The sequence below is a fragment of the Duganella caerulea genome (genome assembly GCF_040362985.1).
Taxonomy (GTDB): Bacteria; Pseudomonadota; Gammaproteobacteria; order Burkholderiales; family Burkholderiaceae_D; genus Rugamonas; species Rugamonas vulcania.
Window position 1 is genome coordinate 105,976 of sequence record NZ_BPWJ01000007.1, and the last position, 17,340, is coordinate 123,315.

Below are 17,340 nucleotides of genomic sequence, written 5' to 3' on the forward strand. Positions count from 1 at the left end.
TCCATCCATGATGAAATACCTGGGCATTGCGGCCTTGCTGGTCAGCTCGGCGGTCCGGGCCGGCGCGGACGACGATTGGACCATCGTCGCGTCCGCCATCGACCCGGCCCGCTATCACGGCGTGACGGTCGCCAATGGCGTGCTGGGCCTGGTGTCGGCGGCCGAGCCGATGACGATAGGCGAAGTGGTGCTTAACGGCGCATTCGACAATTACGGCCGCGGCCGGGTGGACAACATCCTGAAGGGCTTCAACTTCATGAACATCCAGCTCGACGTCGACGGCCGGCGCGCCGACGCCGCCCACGTGTCGGGCCTGCGGCAGACGCTGGACATGAAGCGGGCGCTGCTGATCACCGAGTTCGATGTCCAGGACCGGGTCCACGTCCGCCACAGCGTCGCCGCGCTGCGCCAGCTGCCGCACACCGCGCTTGCCACGGTGGAGATCACGGCGCGGCGCGACACCACCGTCACGCCGTCGGCGCTGATCGAGGCGCCCGACATCCTGCGCGACGTCCGCCAGCTGTACGCCCAGGTCGACCGGCCGCACGCGCGCATTCCCCTGCTGACCTCGGTGGGCAAGAGCCCGACGGGGCGGCACACCATCGCCGCTTCTGTCAGCTTCATGTTCGACCGGGGCGCGCAGCCGGAGCTGGTGCACGAGGACGGCGACCACAACCGCCACGCGGCCCGGTTCAGCCGCGCGCTCAAGGCCGGCGAGACGCTGCGCTTCTCGGTGGTCGGATCGATGCTGAGCTCGGCCGACCTGGCCGACCCGCACAACGAGGCCGAGCGCCTGACCGTGTACGCCGCGCTGCAGGGGCGCGAGCGCCTGATGGCGGCCCACCTGCAGGCGTGGGAAGCGCTGTGGAGCAGCGACATCGTCATCGAAGGCGATCCGCAGACCCAGCGCGACATGCGGCTGGCGCTGTACCACCTGTACGCGTTCGCGCGCGAGGACACGGCCTTCAGCCTGTCGCCGATGGGCTTGTCCGGGCTGGGCTACAACGGCCACGTGTTCTGGGATGCCGAACTGTGGATGCTGCCGCCGCTGCTGGCGCTGAAGCCGGCGTTGGCCAGGTCGATGCTCGAATACCGTTTCCAGCGCCTGGGCGCGGCGCGCGAGAACGCGCGCAACCACGGCTACCGGGGCGCCATGTTCCCCTGGGAGTCGGCCAGCGAAGGCCACGAGGTCACGCCGGTGCCGGCGCTGACCGGGCCGTTCCAGCAGCACATCACCGGCTGCGTCGGCTGGGCGTTCTGGAAGTACTACCAGGTCACGCATGACCGGCAATGGCTGCGCGAGCGCGGCTATCCGGTGCTGAAGGAAGTGGCCGACTTCTGGGCCAGCCGCGTGGAGCGCAAGGGGCCGGGCCGCTACGAGATCAACAACGTCATCGGCGCCAACGAGTGGCAGGAGAACATCGACAACAACGCCTTCACCAACGGCATGGCGATCACCGTCCTGCGCTACGCCAGCCAGGCCGCGCGCGAACTGGGCATCGCGCCCGATCCGGACTGGGCGCTGGTGGCGGACAACATTCCCATCCTGCGTTTCGCCGACGGCACCACGCGCGAGAACGCCAGCTACGACGGCGTGCCGATCAAGCAGGCCGACGTCAACCTGCTGGCCTATCCGCTCGACATCGTCAGCGAACCGGAGCGCGTGGCCCGGGACCTGGCCTACTACGCGCCACGGCTGGCGCCGGAGGGACCGGCCATGGGCCTGTCCATCGTCGCCACGCTGCACGCGCGCGCCGGCCAGGCCGAGCAGGCGTACCAGGTCTTCCAGCGCAGCTACCAGGGCCTGCGGCTGGCGCCGTTCGGCGTGCTGGAGGAGTATCCCGGCGGCGGCAACCCGTATTTCGCCACCGGCGCCGGCGGCACCTTGCAGGCCCTGCTGTTCGGCCTGGGCGGACTGCGCATCGACGACCATGGCATCAGCCAGCGCAAGACCGCGCTGCCCAAGCGCTGGACCAGGCTGACGATACGCGGCGTCGGCGCCGAACACGCGACGTTTGCGCTGCCCTAGGCGAGGCAATATTTTTCCCGGCCGGCGTGCGCGCCGGCGTATTTTCCCCAACCCGTTTTTGGAACCTCCGATGGAACAGATCCACCCGCTGCCCGACCCCGCCGAACCCGCCTTGCGCTTCTCGCTGCCGGAGGGCCTGGTCGCCAATGAATTCCTGCGCCAGGGACCGGTCGCCGCTCACCTGCTGCTGAGCTCCGGCATGGAGCCGCGCCTGCTGGCCGCCTTCCCGGCCGGGAACAGCGCCACCGGCCTGTGGTTCAAGCCGGACGGCGCGCCGCTGCGCTGGAACGGCGCCGCGCAGATCCAGGCCGTGCAGGGCAGCGACGACCAGGGCCGTCCGCTGTACGGCATCGCCACCGAGATCGGCATTGACCGCGCCACGCTGACCGTCAGCGGCGCCGTGCTCAGTTCGGCGCGCGTGCTGCGCGACTACCAGCACGACCGCCGCCTGCCGCTCGGCATCCACAACGCCATCCACTTCACGGCCGACAGCGTGCGCTGGTCGCGCGACCGCCTGGACGGCGCCGCCGGCTACGCCATCGGGCTCGACGTGCTGAACGGCCGGGTCGACACCGACGCCCAGGGCCGCGTCATCCTGATCGCGGCGGCCGGCAAGAGCCTGCGCCTGCGGCTGACCGCGCTGTCGGGCGAGACCGCGCTGCAACCGCTGCCGCCGGACCAGCTGTTGCGCGACCCGTCGGCCGGCACCCTGCGCGCGCGCCAGAGCCTGGCCTTCCTCAGCTATCGCGACAAGCTGCTGGCCGGTTCGTGGCGCTTCAACACCTACTTCGGACGCGACACGTTGATGTCGCTGCTGCTGTTGATGCCGGCGTTGACACCGCAGGCGGTCGAGGCCGGGCTGGCGTCGGTGCTGGACCGGCTCGATCCGCGCGGCGCCGTCGCGCACGAGGAGGACATCGGCGAGTGCGCGCTGCTGCATGGCGGCTGCGGCGCCCCGGTGTACGACTACAAGATGGTCGACGACGATTTCATGCTGGCGCCGGTGGCGATGGCCTATCTGCTGGATCAGCCCGGCAGGGCGGCGCGGTGGCTGGCCGGGGCCGGCGCCGACGGCCAGCCGCGCGGCGCCGCGCTGTGCCGCAATTTTGAGCTGGTGATGCGGCTGGCGGGCGCGTATGCGCGGCAGCCCGGCGTGGCCGCGCTGATCCACCTGAAAGACGGCCACCCGACCGGCGACTGGCGCGACAGCGCCGACGGGCTGGGCGGCGGCGTGGTCTCGTACAACGTCAACGCCATCCTGGTGCCGGCCGCGCTGCGCGCCATCGCCGCGCTGCATGCCAGTGGCCTGCTGGCGCCCTACCTGGAGGACCGCGCCGAGGAGGCGGCCGCGCTGGCGGGCTTGTGGGAGGAGCAGGTGCCGGGCTACTTCACGGTGCGTCTCGGCTCCGACGCGGCGCGCGCCGGCGTGGACGCCTGCGCCGCCGAACTGGGCATCGACCCCGCGCCGGCCCTGGCCAGCCTGAGTGGCCTGGCGGGCGGCGAGCTGGCCTTCAACGCCATCGCGCTTGACGGGCAGGGCCGGCCGGTGCCGGTGATGCACTCGGACCTGGGCTTCGCGCTGATGCTGCAGCAGCCGCCGGCGGCGCTGATCGAGCGCGAGCTGGCGGCCGTCATGCGGCCCTTCCCGGCCGGACTGATGACCGGGGTCGGCCTGGTGGTGGCCAACGGCGCCTATGCCGATGCCGCGCTGCGGCCGCTGTTCGGGCCGGACCGCTACCACGGCGCCGTGGTGTGGTCGTGGCAGCAGGCGCTGCTGGCGGCCGGCCTGGCGCGCCAGCTGGCGCGCGGCGACCTGCCCGATCGCACCCGCGCCATGCTGGCCGAGGCGCAGCAGGCGCTGTGGGCGGTCATCCTGCCGACCCAGGCGCAGGGCAATTCCGAGTTGTGGTCCTGGACCTGGGCGGACGGCGCCTACCGCATGCAGCCGTTCGGGCCGGGCGCGGCCACCGCCGACGAGTCGAACGCGGCGCAGTTGTGGAGCACGGTCTACCTGGCGGTCCGTCCGCCGCTGGCCGCCGCTACAATGTCCGCATAGCGTCCCGTCCATGCCGCCAATCACCATGCGCCGATCACGGCCACCGCAGTATCAGGAGACCAAGCAATGAACGATTTACCAGGCCGCCTGCGCGCGGCCGCGCTGTGCGCCGCGCTGGCGCTGGCGGCGCCGGGACGGGCCGCGGAGGCGGTCACGGTGGCCGTCTGGGGCTCGTCGCCCGCCGAGGTGGCGGCCTTCGACTTGGCCGCCGCCGCCTTCACCGGCAGCACCGGCATCGCCGTGCACAAGCAAGTCATCGAGGACAAGTACCAGGACGTGCTGAAGTCGCGCTTCGCCGCCAACAACCCGCCCGACGTGTTTTACCTGGACGCCTCCGACGCGCCGGTGCTGATCGAGAGCGGCGTGCTGGAGCCGCTGGCGCTGGACGCGGCCGACCAGGCCGATTTCTATCCGCATTTTCTGCAGGCCTTCCGCGGCCGCGACGGCAAGCTGTACGGCCTGCCCAAGGATTACTCGACGCTGGCGCTGTACCTGAACCCGCAGTTGCTCAAGCAGGCCGGCTACCGCCCGGACGACGTGCCGCGCGACTTCAACGGCCTGATGCGCTTTGCCCAGGCCTTGCAGGCGCGCCTGCCGCGCGGCGTGGCGGCCATGATCATCGAGAAGGACCTGGCCCGCCACTTGGCGGCGCTGGAAACCTCGGGCCAGCCCCTGATCGGCGCCGACGGCCGTGCCCATTTCACCGGCAACGCGGTGGCCTACGCCTACCTGAACCAGCTGGTCACGGGCCATGTGCTGAAGTACCTGTACTCGCCCAAGGACGACCTCGGTGCCGACTGGCCGGGCGCCGCCTTCGGCACGCGCCGGGCCGCGATGATGATGGAGGGGAACTGGGTGCAGCCCGCGCTCCAGCGCGACTACGACGACGTGCCCTTCATCACCCGCGAGATGCCGACCGTGAACCAGCGCAAGCAGACCATGGCCTTCGTGGTCGGCTACGCGGTGCCGCGCGGCGCCAAAAACAAGGCGGCCGGGCTGCGCTTCGCTCGCTACATGACTGGACCCGGCATGCGCGTGTGGGCCGGCGCCTCGGGCACGCTGCCGACCCGGCGCAGTGTCGAGGCGGCCATGCAGGTGCGCGCCGTGCCGGCGCTGGCGGCCCATGTGGCCGGCGCGGCCTACGCCACGGTCTGGTCGCGCGGCATTGAACTGCCGGTGCTCAACACCAACTTCGGCAATCAGTTCCTGGCCGCGTTCAACGGCAACAAGTCGCTGCAGCAGGCGCTGGAAAAAGCCGAGACCGTCTCCAACCGCGAAATCGAGCGCCAGCGATGATGACCCCCCTGCCCGATGGCGCGGCCGCACGGCGGCCGTGGCGCGCGCGCCTGCCGCGCGGCGCCGGCATCAGCGCCTATGCCTTCCTGCTGCCGGCGCTGCTGGTGGTCGGCCTGTTCACGCTGGCGCCGATCGCCTACGCGCTGTGGGTCTCGGTGCAGAAAATGGACCTGGTGTCGGGGCGCCACAGCTTTGTCGGCCTGCGCAACCTGGCCTACCTGGTCGAGGATGACAAGTTCTGGGCCGCCTGCCACAACACCATGGTGTACGTGGCGGTGGTGGTGCCGCTGCAGACCGCGCTGGCGATGGCGCTGGCGTGCGCGGTCAACAGCCGCATACGCTTCAAGCGCAGCTTCGTCACGCTGCTGTTCCTGCCGACGCTGACCTCGTCGGCGGCGATGACCATGATCTTCATGTGGCTGTTCAATAACAACGGCCTGGTGGTGCAGTTCCTGCAGCAGCACTTCGGCGTCGGCATCAATTTCCTGGGCGACCCCAAGTGGGCGCTGGGCATCATCATGCTGATGAACGTGTTCTCCACCACGCCCGGCTACATGGTGGTGTTCCTGGCCGGCCTGCAGGAGATCCCGGCGGCGCTGTACGAGGCCGCGCTGCTGGATGGCGCCGGTCCGTTCAGCCGCCACTGGGAGATCAGCGTGCCGCAGCTGACGCCGGTCACCTGCTATGTGCTGACGATGGGGCTGATCGGCTGCTTCCAGGTGTTCGACCAGGCCTTCATCCTGTCCGGCGGCGAGGGCGGGCCGGAGAACGCCACGCTGACCTTCACGCTGCTGATCTACCACTTCGCCTTCAAGAACTACAACACCATGGGCCTGGCGTGCGCGCTGGCGGTGGTGCTGACCGCGATCATCTTCTGCGCCACGCTGATCCTGAACCGCTTTGTGCGACTGAACGGAGCGAACCGATGAAGCGCCCCTCCTATTCCGCCGGCGCGTTGTACGCGGTGCTGGCCGGCTACAGCCTGCTGACGCTGGCGCCGTTCGCCTGGGCCGTGCTGACCTCGCTCAAGACCACCCGCGAGATCGCCGGCGCCGAGCACATCTGGCCGCAGGCGCCGACGCTGGCGGCCTACGAGACCATCCTGCACGGCCCGTTCTACCAGTGGCTGTGGAATTCGTTCACGGTGGCGCTGGCCGTCACGCTGCTCAACGTGCTGTTCAACACCATGGCCGGCTACGCGCTGGCGCGGCTGCGTTTCCGCGGCCGCGGCCTGCTGTTCCAGACCCTGATGCTGCTGGTGATGGTGCCCAGCCAGGTGACCATGATCCCGGCCTACATGATCGTGGCGCGCATGGGCCTGGTCGACACGCATCTGTCGGTGATCCTGACCTCGGCCGTGTCGATCGCCTACATCTTCATGATGCGCCAGTTCTTCATCAGCTTCCCGGTCGAGATCGAAGAGGCTGCCACGCTGGACGGCTCGGGGCCGTTCCACCGCTTCTTCCGCATCGTGCTGCCGATGGCCAAGCCGGCGCTGGCGACCCAGGCCATCTTTGTCTTCATGGGCATCTGGAACGAGTTCATGAAACCGCTGCTGTTCATCTCCAGCGTCGACCAGTACCTGCTGACGCAGGGCCTGAACGCGGTGGCCAAGCAGTACGCCAAGGCCTCGTCGTGGAACCTGATCATGGCCGGCTCGGTGATCTCCATCCTGCCCATCCTGATCATGTACATCGTGCTCAACCGGCACTTCCTGAACATCAACGACCAGTCCAGCGGCATCAAGTAAAACGAGAAATCCATGACGCAAGTTAGCCTCCAACATATCGCGCTGGCCTATAACGGCCAGCACGTCCTCAACGACATCAACCTGGACATCGCGGCGGGCGAGTTCTGCGTGTTCATCGGTCCCTCGGGCTGCGGCAAATCGAGCCTGCTGCGGCTGATCGCGGGGCTGGAGCCGGTCAGCGCCGGCACCGTGACCATCGACGGCCAGACCATCAACGACGTGCCGCCGGCGCAGCGCCAGATCGCCATGGTGTTCCAGAGCTACGCGCTGTACCCGCACATGACGGTGTACGACAACATGGCGTTCGGCCTGACCCGCCAGCGGCTGGACAAGGCGGAGATCGGGCGCCGCGTGGCGGAGGCGTCGCGCATCCTGCAGCTGGACGCGCTGCTGGCGCGCAAGCCGGGCGCGTTGTCCGGCGGCCAGCGCCAGCGGGTGGCGATCGGCCGCGCCATCGTCAAGAAGCCCAAGGTGTTCCTGTTCGACGAGCCGCTGTCCAACCTGGACGCCGCGCTGCGGGCCCAGACCCGGCTGGAGATCGCGCGCCTGCATCGCGACCTGAATTCAGCCAGCATGATCTACGTCACCCACGACCAGGTGGAGGCGATGACGCTGGCCGACAAGATCGTGCTGCTGAGGCCGGCCGCCGAGGCGCCGGGCCAGTCCAATGTGGCGCAGATCGGCACGCCACTGGAGTTGTATCACCATCCGGCCAACCTGTTCGCGGCCCGCTTCATCGGCACGCCGGCCATGAACTTCCTGGACGCCAGCCTGTCTGCCGCAACACCGCAGGGCATCGTCGCCACACTGCGGGGCCGCGCCTGCGACGCCGCGGTCGATGGTGTAGGTCTGGCGCCGGGCGCCGCGCTGACGCTGGGCATCCGTCCCGAGCACGTGGTGCTGGGACAGGGCGCGTGGCAGGCGCAGATCGTCCACATCGAGGCGCTGGGCGAGCACAGCTATGTGCATCTGCGCTGGGCGGACGACCAGCCGCTGCTGGTCGCCAAGACGCAGGACGAGAGCCTGCGGGCCGGTGCGACGGTGGCGTTCGCGCTGCCGGCGACCGCGCTGCACGCCTTCCGCGACGACGGCCTGGCGCTGCGCAGGCTGGTGGCCCGGTAAGCGGGCCGGCGCACCGCTCGCGCGCGCCGCGTGCTAAGCTTTTCGGCATCGGGGCCAGGCAGTGCCCTATTCCGAGAGGAGCGTCCATGCAAGCCACGCAGTCCGATACCCTCGCCGCCGAGGCGGCCCTGAGCGACTGGCACCGCGCGCTGGAGCGGCACGACTGGGGCGCGCTCGAGGCCGGCCTCACGGCGGAGTTCGTCATGATCGAGCAGGACCGCATCCTGGAGCGGGCCGCCTTGTTGGCGCTGCTGACGGGCAGCGCCGCGCTGGGCCGGCAGCGGGCCAGCCTGCACGATTTCCGCACCCGGGTGCTGGGCGATGTGGCCTGGACCACGGCGCGCAACGACGCGGTGTGGATCGCCAACAACGGTGAGCAAACCCCCTACGGTTTCCTGGAGACGGCCATTCTCAAGCGCGAGGGCGGCGCCTGGCGCATCGACCGCTACCACGCGACCCGCCTGGCCGCGCGCTGAATGTTGCAATTTTCACAGTCCGCGGCAAGAATGGCGGCTGTCTCATTCACAACAGGATCACCGATGACCGACCTGAGCCCGGATGGCCAGCCGCAGCTGAGCAAGCACCGTATCGAAGCCCTGGTGGACGGCATCTTCGCCGTCGCCATGACCTTGCTGGTGATCGAGCTGCGCCTGCCCGAGCACGCGCACCTGGCCACCGAGGCCGCGCTGCGCGAGGCGCTGGTGGAGCTGCTGCCCAAGCTGATGTCGTGGCTGGTCAGCTTTTTCGTGCTGGCCATCTTCTGGATCGCCAACCATCGCTTGTACAGCTACGTGCGGCACGCCGATCCGGGCCTGCTGTGGCTAACCATCCTCAGCCTGTCCGGCGCCTCCCTGCTGCCGTTCGCCTCGGCGGTCAACGGCCAGTTCGTTTCGACCACGGGGCAGATGGTGTATACCGGCGTGATGATCTGGCTGAGCGTGGCCACCTTGCTGGTGGCGCGCCATATCCACCGCCATCCCGGCCTGTGCGCCCATCCGATGAGCCTGGGCGCCTACCGCGCGACGATGGTGCGCAGCTTCGGCGTGATGTCGGTCGCGGCGCTGGCGCTGCTGATCGGCTACGTCGCGCCGGGCAAGGCCAACATCGTGTTTGCGCTGATGTTCACGCTGCGGCCGCTGGGCGCGCGCGTCGAGCGCCGCTACGCCCAAGCCGCCGCCCTGAGCCAGGCCTAGACCTCGCTCCACTGCCGCAGCAGGTTGTGGTAGTGGCCGGTCAGGCCGACCAGTTCCTCGCAGTCGCCCAGGCGCGCGCGCAGGCTCTGGATGTTCTGGTCCAGCTCGAGCAGCATGCAGCGGCGCATGTCGTCGCGCACCATGCTCTGGGTCCAGAAGAAGGAGCAGACCCGCGCCCCGCGCGTGACCGGCTGCACGCGGTGGATGCTGGTCGACGGGTAGACGATCAGGTCGCCGGCCGGCAGCTTGACCTCGTGCTCGCCGTAGGCGTCGGTGACGATCAGCTCGCCGCCGTCGTAGTCCTCGGGATCGCTGAGGAACAGCGTCGACGACACGTCGGTGCGCAGCCATTGCCCGCTGGCCGCCACGCGCCGCAGCGCGCCGTCGACGTGCGAGCCGTAGTGCTCGCCGCCGGCGTAGCTGTTGAACAGCGGCGGACAGGTGCGCAGCGGCAGCGCGGCGGCAAAGAACAGCGGGCTGGCCGCCAGCGCCGCCAGCACTTCCGCGCCCAGCTCCTGCGCCAGCGGCGAGCCCTCGGCCAGTTGCCGGTTCTGCTTGACCTGCGCGCCCTGGGCGCCGACCGTGGTGCGGCCGTCGACCCAGTCGCTCTGGTCCAGACGGCGCCGCATGGCGGCCACTTGTTCGCGGCTCAGTACGCCGGGGATGTGCAGCATCATCGAAACTCTCCTTGAATAAAAAAGCCCCGCCGGTGAGGGCGGGGCCAGTGCGTCACAGCATGGCTGGCGCTTAGAACTTGAAGTTGGCGGTCAGGCTGGCCGAGCGTGGCGCGCCTGGCGTGTAGCGGTAGCCCGACTTGTTGATCGCCTGCACGTACTGCTTGTCGGCCAGGTTGTAGACGTTCAGGCGCAGGTCGACGTGCTTGTTGATCGGGTACGAGGCCATGGCGTCGTACACCCAGTACGAGTCGGCGTAGGCCGGGGTGCCGACCGCGCCGTCGGTGCCGCGCGCCAGCTTGTCGCTGAAGCGGGCACCGCCGCCGAGCTGCAGGCCCATCGGCAGCGTGTACGAGGTCCACAGCGTGAACGCCTGCTTGGGCGTGTAGCTCAGCAGGTTGTCGCCGGCGGCGGTCACCACCTTGCCCGACACCACCTGGGTCGACATGCGGGTGTAGCCGGCGCTGACCAGCCAGTTGCGCAGGATCTCGCCGGTCACCCCCAGCTCGATGCCCTGCACGCGCTTCTTGCCGGTCTGGTAGAAGTTGGCGGCGTTGTTCGGGTCGGCTTCGATCTCGTTGCGCACGTCGGTGCGGTAGGCCGTGGCCGACAGCGACAGCTTCTGCTTGAGCAGATCCCACTTGGTGCCCAGCTCGTAGTTGGTGGTGATTTGCGGATCGTAGTTCGGGTTGGCCGAGCTGTTGGCTGCCGAGCTCAGCGTGAAGTTGGTGCCGCCGGGCGGCGCCTTCGAGGTCGCCACCAGGGCGTAGACGCTGCTGTCGACGGTCGGCTTGTACAGCGCCGACAGTTTGCCGTTGAGCAGGTTGTCCGAGGCCGTCAGCGAGTTCGCCAGCAGCGTGCCGACCGGGATGGTCTGCGGCGTGGCGGTGCCCTGCACGGTCACGCCGTTGTAGGTGGTGTTGTAGTGGTCCAGACGCACGCCGGCGTTGAAGATCCACTTGTCGCCCAGCTTGGCGGTGTCGAACACGTACACGCTCTCGGTGGCGGTGGTGCCGTCGCCGCGCGCGCCGTTGCGCACCAGGCTGACCTGGGCCGGCGTCACCGGCTGGCTGCTGTCCGGATGGTAGATGCTGACCAGCGGCAGGCCGGTCGCGCCCGGCGCGTTGACGTTGGTGTAGTTGGTCTGCTTCTCGTTGACCAGTTCCACGCCGGCCACCACGGTGTGCTTGAGCGCGCCGCCGTCGAAGTCGGCGGTGACGGTGGTCTGGTTGGTGACGATCTCGTTGAGCTGGTCTTTGTAGTTCAGGTTGGTGCGCGCGATCATCCAGTTGTCCGGATTGGAACCGGCCACGACGTTGCGCAGGTTGGCGCCGGTCGACATGAAGGAGGTCAGCAGGTAGTCCTGCTTGGTGCGGCCGTAGCGGGTGGTGCTTTGCAGGCGGGCGCCGCCGGCGAAGTCGTGCTCGATGCGCACGGTCAGCATGTCGGCCTTGACGCGGTCGAAGTCCAGCACCGAGCCGTAGAAGTTCTTCGGATCGACCGCCCTGGCGCCGGCCATGAAGGCGAAGCTCGGGCCCAGCACGGCAGGGGTGGTGGGCGTGGCCGCCTTCAGCACGACCGGCGCCGGCGGGGTCCAGCCCGGCAGGCCGATGGTCAGCACGCCGCCGTCGGGGATGTTGTCCTGGTCGACGTGCAGGTAGTTCAGGTAGACGCGGGTCGGGCCGTTCAGGCCGAAGGCGACCGACGGCGCGATGGCCCAGCGCTTGTTCTTGACCACGTCGCGCGCCGGGGTGCCGCTGTCCTGGTCGAGCACGTTCAGGCGGAAGGCGGTGCCGGTGTCGGCGTTGATGATCTTGTTCAGGTCGGCGGTGACGCGCTTTTGCTGGCCGCTGCCGACGGTGACGGCGCCCAGGTAGGCGTCTTCCATCAGCGGCTTCTTGCTGACCAGGTTGATCGAGCCGGTCGGCGAGCTGCGGCCGTTGTCGGTGCCGGCAGGGCCCTTGAGCACGTCGATCTGTTCGATGTTGAAGGTGTCGCGCGAGATCGAGCCGACGTCGCGCACGCCGTCCACGTAGATGCTGCCGGAGGCGTCGAAGCCGCGCATGTAGACGGCGTCGCCGGTGTTGGTGCTGCCGTTCTCGCCCAGGAAGAAGGCGCCCACGCCGGGGGTGTTGCGCAGCGCCTCGGTCAGCGTGACGGCGCCCTGCTGCTCGATCAGTTCCTTCTTGATCACCGTCAGCGTCTGGGCGGTGTCGACCAGCTTCTCGGTGTACTTGGCGGACGAGGCCTTCTCGGCCTTGAAGTCGTTGATGGCTTCGCCACGGACCTTGACTTCCTGCAGCGTCTGGTTGTTGCCGGCCACGATGACCGGGTCGGCGCCCGTGTCGGCCGCCGCGTGGGCGGCCACCGGCAGCAGCATCACGGCCAGTGCCGCGCTCATCTGTTGGTTGAAGCGCGACTGCGCGTGTTTGCGACTCTTAATCATTTGCTACTTTCTCCGAGAATGTAAGCGGCGGGCTGCGCTGCACGCGTCTGGCTGCCGGATCGTGACGGAGGATTGTAACAATGAAGTTAACTTATGTAAATGCGAATTATTATCAATAGCGTTCCGATATGTGAAAATGGCGGGCGGAGCGGTCAGGAGGATTGGCTGGCCAGCCAGTCGCGGGCCAGCGCCAGCGTCTGCTCCAGCTCGGCGCGCACGGCCTGGTAGCGCGCTTCCAGCAGCTCGTCGCGCTGGTCGTTGATGGCGGTTTCGGCTTCGACGGTGGCCTGGATCAGGCGCTTGGCGCCCAGCACGCCGACCGCGCCGCGCAGGCTGTGGAACTGGCGGGCGGCGTCGCGCAGCCGGCCTTCCTGCAGCGCCTGGCCGGCCTGGTCGGCCGGCTGCATGCCGGTGTCGACCACGTCGCGCACCATCTTGACCATCACCGCGCGGCCCTTGGCGTCCTTGCCCATCACGCGCATCAGGCTGTCCATGCTGAAGGCGGTGGCGTCGGCGGGCGATGGCTCCGCCGCCGGAGTTGGCAGGGGCGCTGGCGTTGCCGGGGGCGTCGAGGTTGCGGGGGCCACCGATGTCGCGGGGACTGCCGATGCCGCCGGGGCCGGTGCGGCTGGCGTAGCCGCAGCCGGCGCAGAAGCTGGCGCAGCTGCGGCGGCCATGGCGGCCAGCAGCTCGTCCTGCGCGGGCGCCCTGGACGGCAGGTGGCGTTGCAGCACCGCCAGCATCTCGTCCACCTCGATCGGCTTGGGAATGAAATCGGTGATGCCGGCCTCCTGGCTGCGCAGGCGCTCGGAGCCGAGCACGCCGGCCGTCATGGCGATGATGGGCAGCGTCAGGCCCAGCTGCTGGCGCAGCACGCGGGTGGCGGTGAAGCCGTCCATCACCGGCATCTGCATGTCCATCAGCACCAGGTCGTAGCGGCTGGCGCTGGTGCGCAGCAGGTCGACCGCCTGGCGGCCGTCGCCCACCACGTCCAGCGTGGCGCCGGCGTGTTCCAGGATGCCGCGCGCCACCATCTGGTTGAGCGCGTTGTCCTCCACCAGCAGGAAGTGATGCCCGCTCAGGCTGCCGGCGATGCCGGGATCGGCCACCGGCTGCGGCTGGCCGTCGCTCTTGGCCACCAGCGCCTGGTGCAGCGCGTCGAACAGGTTGGAGCTGGTGATCGGCTTGACCAGCACCACGTCGGCCTCCGGCGCGTTGGAGATTTCCTCGGCGTGGTCGCGGGCGAAGGCGTTGACCATCACCACGATCGGCTGGCTGGCGCCGGCCGCCGCCTCGCGGATGCCCTTGGCCGTGGCCAGCCCGTCCATGCCGGGCATGTGCCAGTCGGCCAGCACCACGTCGTACACCTGCTGCGCCTGCTGGCTCTGGCGGTAGCGCTGCAGCGCGGCCGCGCCGGAGTCGACCTCGTCGGCCTGCCAGCCCCACGCGCGGATCAGCTTGGCGATCACCTCGCGGCTGGTGCGGTTGTCGTCCGCCACCAGCAGCCGCAGGTTGCCCAGCGCCGGCTTGCGGCGCTCGTCCGGCAGTTCGGGCAGCACGTCAAACGGCAGGCTGAACCAGAAGCGGCTGCCCTGGCCCGGCTCGCTCTGGACGGCGATCTGCCCGCCCATCAGCTCGATCAGCCGCTTGGTGATGGCCAGCCCCAGGCCGGTGCCGCCGAAGCGCCGCGTGATGCTCTGGTCGCCTTGCGAGAAGGCCTGGAACAGCTGCGCCAGCTGGTCGGCGGTCATGCCCATGCCGGTGTCGCGCACCTCGAAGCGCAGCAGCGCGTGGCCGGCGTCGCGCGCGCTCAGCTCGACCGCCACCACCACCTCGCCGTGCTCGGTGAACTTGATGGCGTTGCCGGCCAGGTTGACCAGGATCTGCTGCAGGCGCATGGCGTCGCCGCGCAGGTGGCGCGGCACCGCCGGGTCGACGCTGATGGCCAGCTCCAGTTCCTTGTCGCCGGCGTTCATGGTCATCAGCGTGGCCAGCGAGTTCATGGTGTCGTCCAGCGTGAACTCCACCGGCGACAGCGCCATGTGGCGCGCCTCGATCTTGGAGAAATCCAGCACGTCGTTGAGGATGCCCAGCAGCGACTGGCCCGACACCCGCACCATGCTCAGGTATTTGCGCTGCTGCGGCGTCAGCGGCGTGTTGCCGAGCAGGTAGACCATGCCCAGCACCGCGTTCATCGGCGTGCGAATCTCGTGGCTCATGTTGGCCACGAACTCGCTCTTGGCGCGGTTGGCGGCCTCGGCGCGGTCGCGCTCGCGCTCCAGCTCGGCGGCGCGCGCCTCCACCTCCAGCTGCAGCCGGTGGCGCTCGGTGATGTCGGAGATCACCGCCAGCACCTTGGTGCCCTGGTCGGTGCGCACCGCGCTCAGGTTGATCTCGAGCGGGAACTCGCTGCCGTCGCGGCGCAGGCCGAACAGCACCGTGCCGCGCCCCATGCGCACCGGCTCGGCGCTCAGGCGGTCGGCGAAGAAGCGCGCGCGGTGGCCCGCGTGCTGGCTGCGCTGGCGCTCCGGCACCAGCATTTCCAATGGCTGGCCCAGCACCGCGTCGCGCGGGTAGCCGAAGCAGCGTTCGCTCTCGCGGTTGAAGGTCTCGATGCGGCCGTCGACGCCGACCACCACGATGGCGTTGGGCGCGAATTCCAGCAGGCTCTGCAGGCGGGCGTCGGCCGCCAGCCGTTCGTGCATCAGCTCGTTGAACGAGGTGGTCAGCTGGCCCACCTCGTCCTGCGCGTGGGCCGGCAGCGGCGTGTAGCGGCTGGGGTGATCGCGCAGGGCGACGATGGCGTCGCGCAGCCGCACCAGCGGCGCCAGCAGGCGCGAGGTCAGCCAGCCGATCAGCGCGGCCGCCAGCAGCGAGGCCAGGCCGCCCCACAGCATCAGCCGGTACAGCACGCCGGTGAAGGGCTCGTACGCCTCCTCGGCCGGCAGCGAGGTGGCCAGCACCCAGTTGACCGCCTTGAGCGATTTATAGCTGTTGAGGGTGCGCTCGCCGACGCCGTTGATGCTGTCGACCGTGCCCTCGAAGCCCTGCTCCAGCGCGCGCGTGGTGGCGGCGTTGGCGTTGGGCTGGCGCGGCTGCAGCAGGCGGCTCTGTTCGGGATGCAGCACGTACACCGGCGCCGGCCCGCGGGTCAGCGCGAAGTAGTAGCCGGTGCGGCCGACCTTGGCCTTGCGCAGGTGGCCCAGCAGGTTGTCCTTGTACAGCCTCAGCACGCCGACCAGCACGCAGGCCACCTCGCCCTTGGCGTCCAGCACCGGCGCCACGATCTGCACGATGGGCTGGCCGCTGCCGCGGCCGATCAGCGGTTCGGTGATCATCGGCTTGCGGGTGCGCATCACGGTCTTGAAGTATTCGCGGTCGGCGGCCTCGATGCCGACCCGGCCCGCCTGCTGCGGCAGGTCGGCGATGATGGTGCCGTGCGGGTTGAGCACCAGCAGGTCGTCGAACAGGGACAGCACCGCGCGGTCCTGGTAGTAGGCCCGCAATTGCGCGGCGGAGCCGGCCAGCGCGGGCGGCTGGTTGCGCGCCGACATGGCGATGATGTCGAGCAGCATGGTCAGCTTGTCGTCCAGCTCCTCCGCCGCGCGGTTGATCAGGGCGGTCTGCTGGGTGAACAGGACCTTGGTGTAGTCCTCCTGCATGCGGTGGGTTTGCAGCACGGTCACCAGCGCGATCATCAGGACCGAGGTGATGCTGGTGGCCAGCGCTACTTTGGCCTTGATGCCGGGTGACTTCATTTCATCCTTGTGGGCGGAGTCGGGGCTGGGATAGGAAGAATGCAAAACTGACAGCAAATTCTCCTATCAAAGCCCCGCCTTGGCAACAGGATTAACGCTGGGCGGCGGCGATGATCACTTCAGCCACCTTGGCCGGCTGCGACACCATCGGCACGTGGCTGGTTTTCAGCGTGACGGTGGTGGCGTTGATCTTCTTGGCGAAGGCTTGCTGCAGCGCCGGCGCGATCATGCGGTCGTCGGCGGAGGCGATGTAGTAGTTCGGCTTGGTTTTCCACGCGGCCACGGTGGTGGTGTCGGCGAAGGCCTTGGCGCTGATCGGGCCCTGGGTGGCGGCGATCAGGGCGGCGGTGGCCGGCGGCACGTCCGGTGCGAAGTTCCTGGCGACGGAGTCGGCGGGCAGCCACAGGTAGCCGCCGGCGTCGGCCTGCAGCGTGGCGATGCCGGGCGGCACGGCGTAGTCCTTGCCCAGGTCGGCGGTGGCCTCACACTCGGACGGCGCGAACGCGGCCACGTAGACCAGGGCTTTGACCTTGTCGCTGGTGCCGGCCTGGGTGATCACGGTGCCGCCCCACGAGTGGCCCACCAGCACCACTTTACCGCTTTGCGCATCGATCACGCGCTGGGTGGCGGCAACGTCGTCGGCCAGCGAGCTCAGCGGGTTTTGCACGGCCACGACCTTGTAACCCTTGGCGCGCAGCAGCGGAATCACCTGGTTCCAGCTGGAACCGTCGGCGAAGGCGCCGTGGACCAGCACGACGGTGGTGTCGGCGGCAGGAGTGGCGGCTTGGGCGCCCAGTGCGGAGGCCAGCAGTGCGGTAGCGATCAGAGTGCGTTTCATGATGAGGTCCTTTAGGTTGAGTGGTTGGTTATCGGTAGTTGGCGATTAAGTAGTGCGCTACCTGATGGAATGAACTATAGCGTGCAATTCAATAGCGCGCAACGTATTTTTAAAAATATTTTTCTGCAGCGCGAATCCAAACCGCCCCGCCGCGCCTCTTAGCTGCCGAGGGACTTCC

Annotated in this window: 12 protein-coding genes; 8 read left to right on the forward strand and 4 right to left on the reverse strand. The window is 69.0% G+C overall.

Annotation, left to right across the window (positions count from 1 at the left end):
• Positions 1 to 7: 7 nt before the first annotated feature.
• The 8 genes from ACUJB0_RS21155 to ACUJB0_RS21190 all read left to right on the forward strand — a co-directional run bounded on the left by ACUJB0_RS21155 (position 8) and on the right by ACUJB0_RS21190 (position 9,446).
• Positions 8 to 2,029: a kojibiose hydrolase gene (locus tag ACUJB0_RS21155; protein WP_444846942.1), complete on the forward strand. Its 2,022-nt coding sequence runs from the start codon at positions 8 to 10 to the stop codon at positions 2,027 to 2,029.
• 70 nt (positions 2,030 to 2,099) lie between these two features.
• On the forward strand, positions 2,100 to 4,085 hold the full coding sequence (locus tag ACUJB0_RS21160; protein WP_444846943.1) for a hypothetical protein: 1,986 nt from the start codon (positions 2,100 to 2,102) through the stop codon (positions 4,083 to 4,085).
• A 66-nt stretch (positions 4,086 to 4,151) separates the two neighbouring features.
• The gene (locus ACUJB0_RS21165; RefSeq protein WP_444846944.1) at positions 4,152 to 5,381 is read left to right on the forward strand and encodes an extracellular solute-binding protein; all 1,230 of its coding nucleotides are present in this window, start codon (positions 4,152 to 4,154) and stop codon (positions 5,379 to 5,381) included.
• On the forward strand, positions 5,378 to 6,310 hold the full coding sequence (locus tag ACUJB0_RS21170) for a carbohydrate ABC transporter permease (protein WP_444846945.1): 933 nt from the start codon (positions 5,378 to 5,380) through the stop codon (positions 6,308 to 6,310). Before ACUJB0_RS21165 ends, ACUJB0_RS21170 begins: the two co-directional genes overlap by 4 nt.
• Positions 6,307 to 7,131 carry a carbohydrate ABC transporter permease gene (locus ACUJB0_RS21175; RefSeq protein ID WP_444846946.1) on the forward strand — a complete coding sequence of 275 codons (825 nt, stop codon included), beginning with the start codon at positions 6,307 to 6,309 and terminating at the stop codon, positions 7,129 to 7,131. Before ACUJB0_RS21170 ends, ACUJB0_RS21175 begins: the two co-directional genes overlap by 4 nt.
• A gap of 12 nt (positions 7,132 to 7,143) precedes the next feature.
• A complete protein-coding gene (locus tag ACUJB0_RS21180) occupies positions 7,144 to 8,253 on the forward strand; it encodes an ABC transporter ATP-binding protein (RefSeq protein ID WP_444846947.1) in 1,110 nt (369 codons plus the stop codon).
• A gap of 86 nt (positions 8,254 to 8,339) precedes the next feature.
• Complete coding sequence (locus ACUJB0_RS21185) at positions 8,340 to 8,729, forward strand: nuclear transport factor 2 family protein (RefSeq protein WP_444846948.1); 390 nt, start codon at positions 8,340 to 8,342, stop codon at positions 8,727 to 8,729.
• Positions 8,730 to 8,792: 63 nt separating this feature from the next.
• Entirely contained in the window at positions 8,793 to 9,446 is a 654-nt protein-coding gene (locus ACUJB0_RS21190; RefSeq protein ID WP_444846949.1) for a TMEM175 family protein, read from the forward strand.
• Here ACUJB0_RS21190 and ACUJB0_RS21195 read toward each other — a convergent pair.
• The 4 genes from ACUJB0_RS21195 to ACUJB0_RS21210 all read right to left on the reverse strand — a co-directional run bounded on the left by ACUJB0_RS21195 (position 9,443) and on the right by ACUJB0_RS21210 (position 17,162).
• A complete protein-coding gene (locus tag ACUJB0_RS21195; RefSeq protein ID WP_444846950.1) occupies positions 9,443 to 10,123 on the reverse strand; it encodes a Fe2+-dependent dioxygenase in 681 nt (226 codons plus the stop codon). The genes ACUJB0_RS21190 and ACUJB0_RS21195 overlap by 4 nt on opposite strands.
• A gap of 70 nt (positions 10,124 to 10,193) precedes the next feature.
• Positions 10,194 to 12,566, reverse strand: coding sequence for a catecholate siderophore receptor Fiu (locus ACUJB0_RS21200; protein ID WP_444846951.1), 2,373 nt, complete (start codon positions 12,564 to 12,566; stop codon positions 10,194 to 10,196).
• A gap of 152 nt (positions 12,567 to 12,718) precedes the next feature.
• Entirely contained in the window at positions 12,719 to 16,324 is a 3,606-nt protein-coding gene (locus tag ACUJB0_RS21205; protein WP_444846952.1) for a response regulator, read from the reverse strand.
• Between the two features lie 91 nt (positions 16,325 to 16,415).
• Positions 16,416 to 17,162, reverse strand: coding sequence for an alpha/beta fold hydrolase (locus ACUJB0_RS21210; RefSeq protein ID WP_444846953.1), 747 nt, complete (start codon positions 17,160 to 17,162; stop codon positions 16,416 to 16,418).
• Between the last annotated feature and the right edge of the window lie 178 nt (positions 17,163 to 17,340).

Coding starts and splice junctions, on each gene's coding strand:
- ACUJB0_RS21155 (WP_444846942.1), top strand. CDS start 8: ATGATGAAATACCTGGGCATTGCGGCCTTGCTGGTCAGCTCGGCGGTC.
- ACUJB0_RS21160 (WP_444846943.1), top strand. CDS start 2,100: ATGGAACAGATCCACCCGCTGCCCGACCCCGCCGAACCCGCCTTGCGC.
- ACUJB0_RS21165 (WP_444846944.1), top strand. CDS start 4,152: ATGAACGATTTACCAGGCCGCCTGCGCGCGGCCGCGCTGTGCGCCGCG.
- ACUJB0_RS21170 (WP_444846945.1), top strand. CDS start 5,378: ATGATGACCCCCCTGCCCGATGGCGCGGCCGCACGGCGGCCGTGGCGC.
- ACUJB0_RS21175 (WP_444846946.1), top strand. CDS start 6,307: ATGAAGCGCCCCTCCTATTCCGCCGGCGCGTTGTACGCGGTGCTGGCC.
- ACUJB0_RS21180 (WP_444846947.1), top strand. CDS start 7,144: ATGACGCAAGTTAGCCTCCAACATATCGCGCTGGCCTATAACGGCCAG.
- ACUJB0_RS21185 (WP_444846948.1), top strand. CDS start 8,340: ATGCAAGCCACGCAGTCCGATACCCTCGCCGCCGAGGCGGCCCTGAGC.
- ACUJB0_RS21190 (WP_444846949.1), top strand. CDS start 8,793: ATGACCGACCTGAGCCCGGATGGCCAGCCGCAGCTGAGCAAGCACCGT.
- ACUJB0_RS21195 (WP_444846950.1), bottom strand. CDS start 10,123: ATGATGCTGCACATCCCCGGCGTACTGAGCCGCGAACAAGTGGCCGCC.
- ACUJB0_RS21200 (WP_444846951.1), bottom strand. CDS start 12,566: ATGATTAAGAGTCGCAAACACGCGCAGTCGCGCTTCAACCAACAGATG.
- ACUJB0_RS21205 (WP_444846952.1), bottom strand. CDS start 16,324: ATGAAGTCACCCGGCATCAAGGCCAAAGTAGCGCTGGCCACCAGCATC.
- ACUJB0_RS21210 (WP_444846953.1), bottom strand. CDS start 17,162: ATGAAACGCACTCTGATCGCTACCGCACTGCTGGCCTCCGCACTGGGC.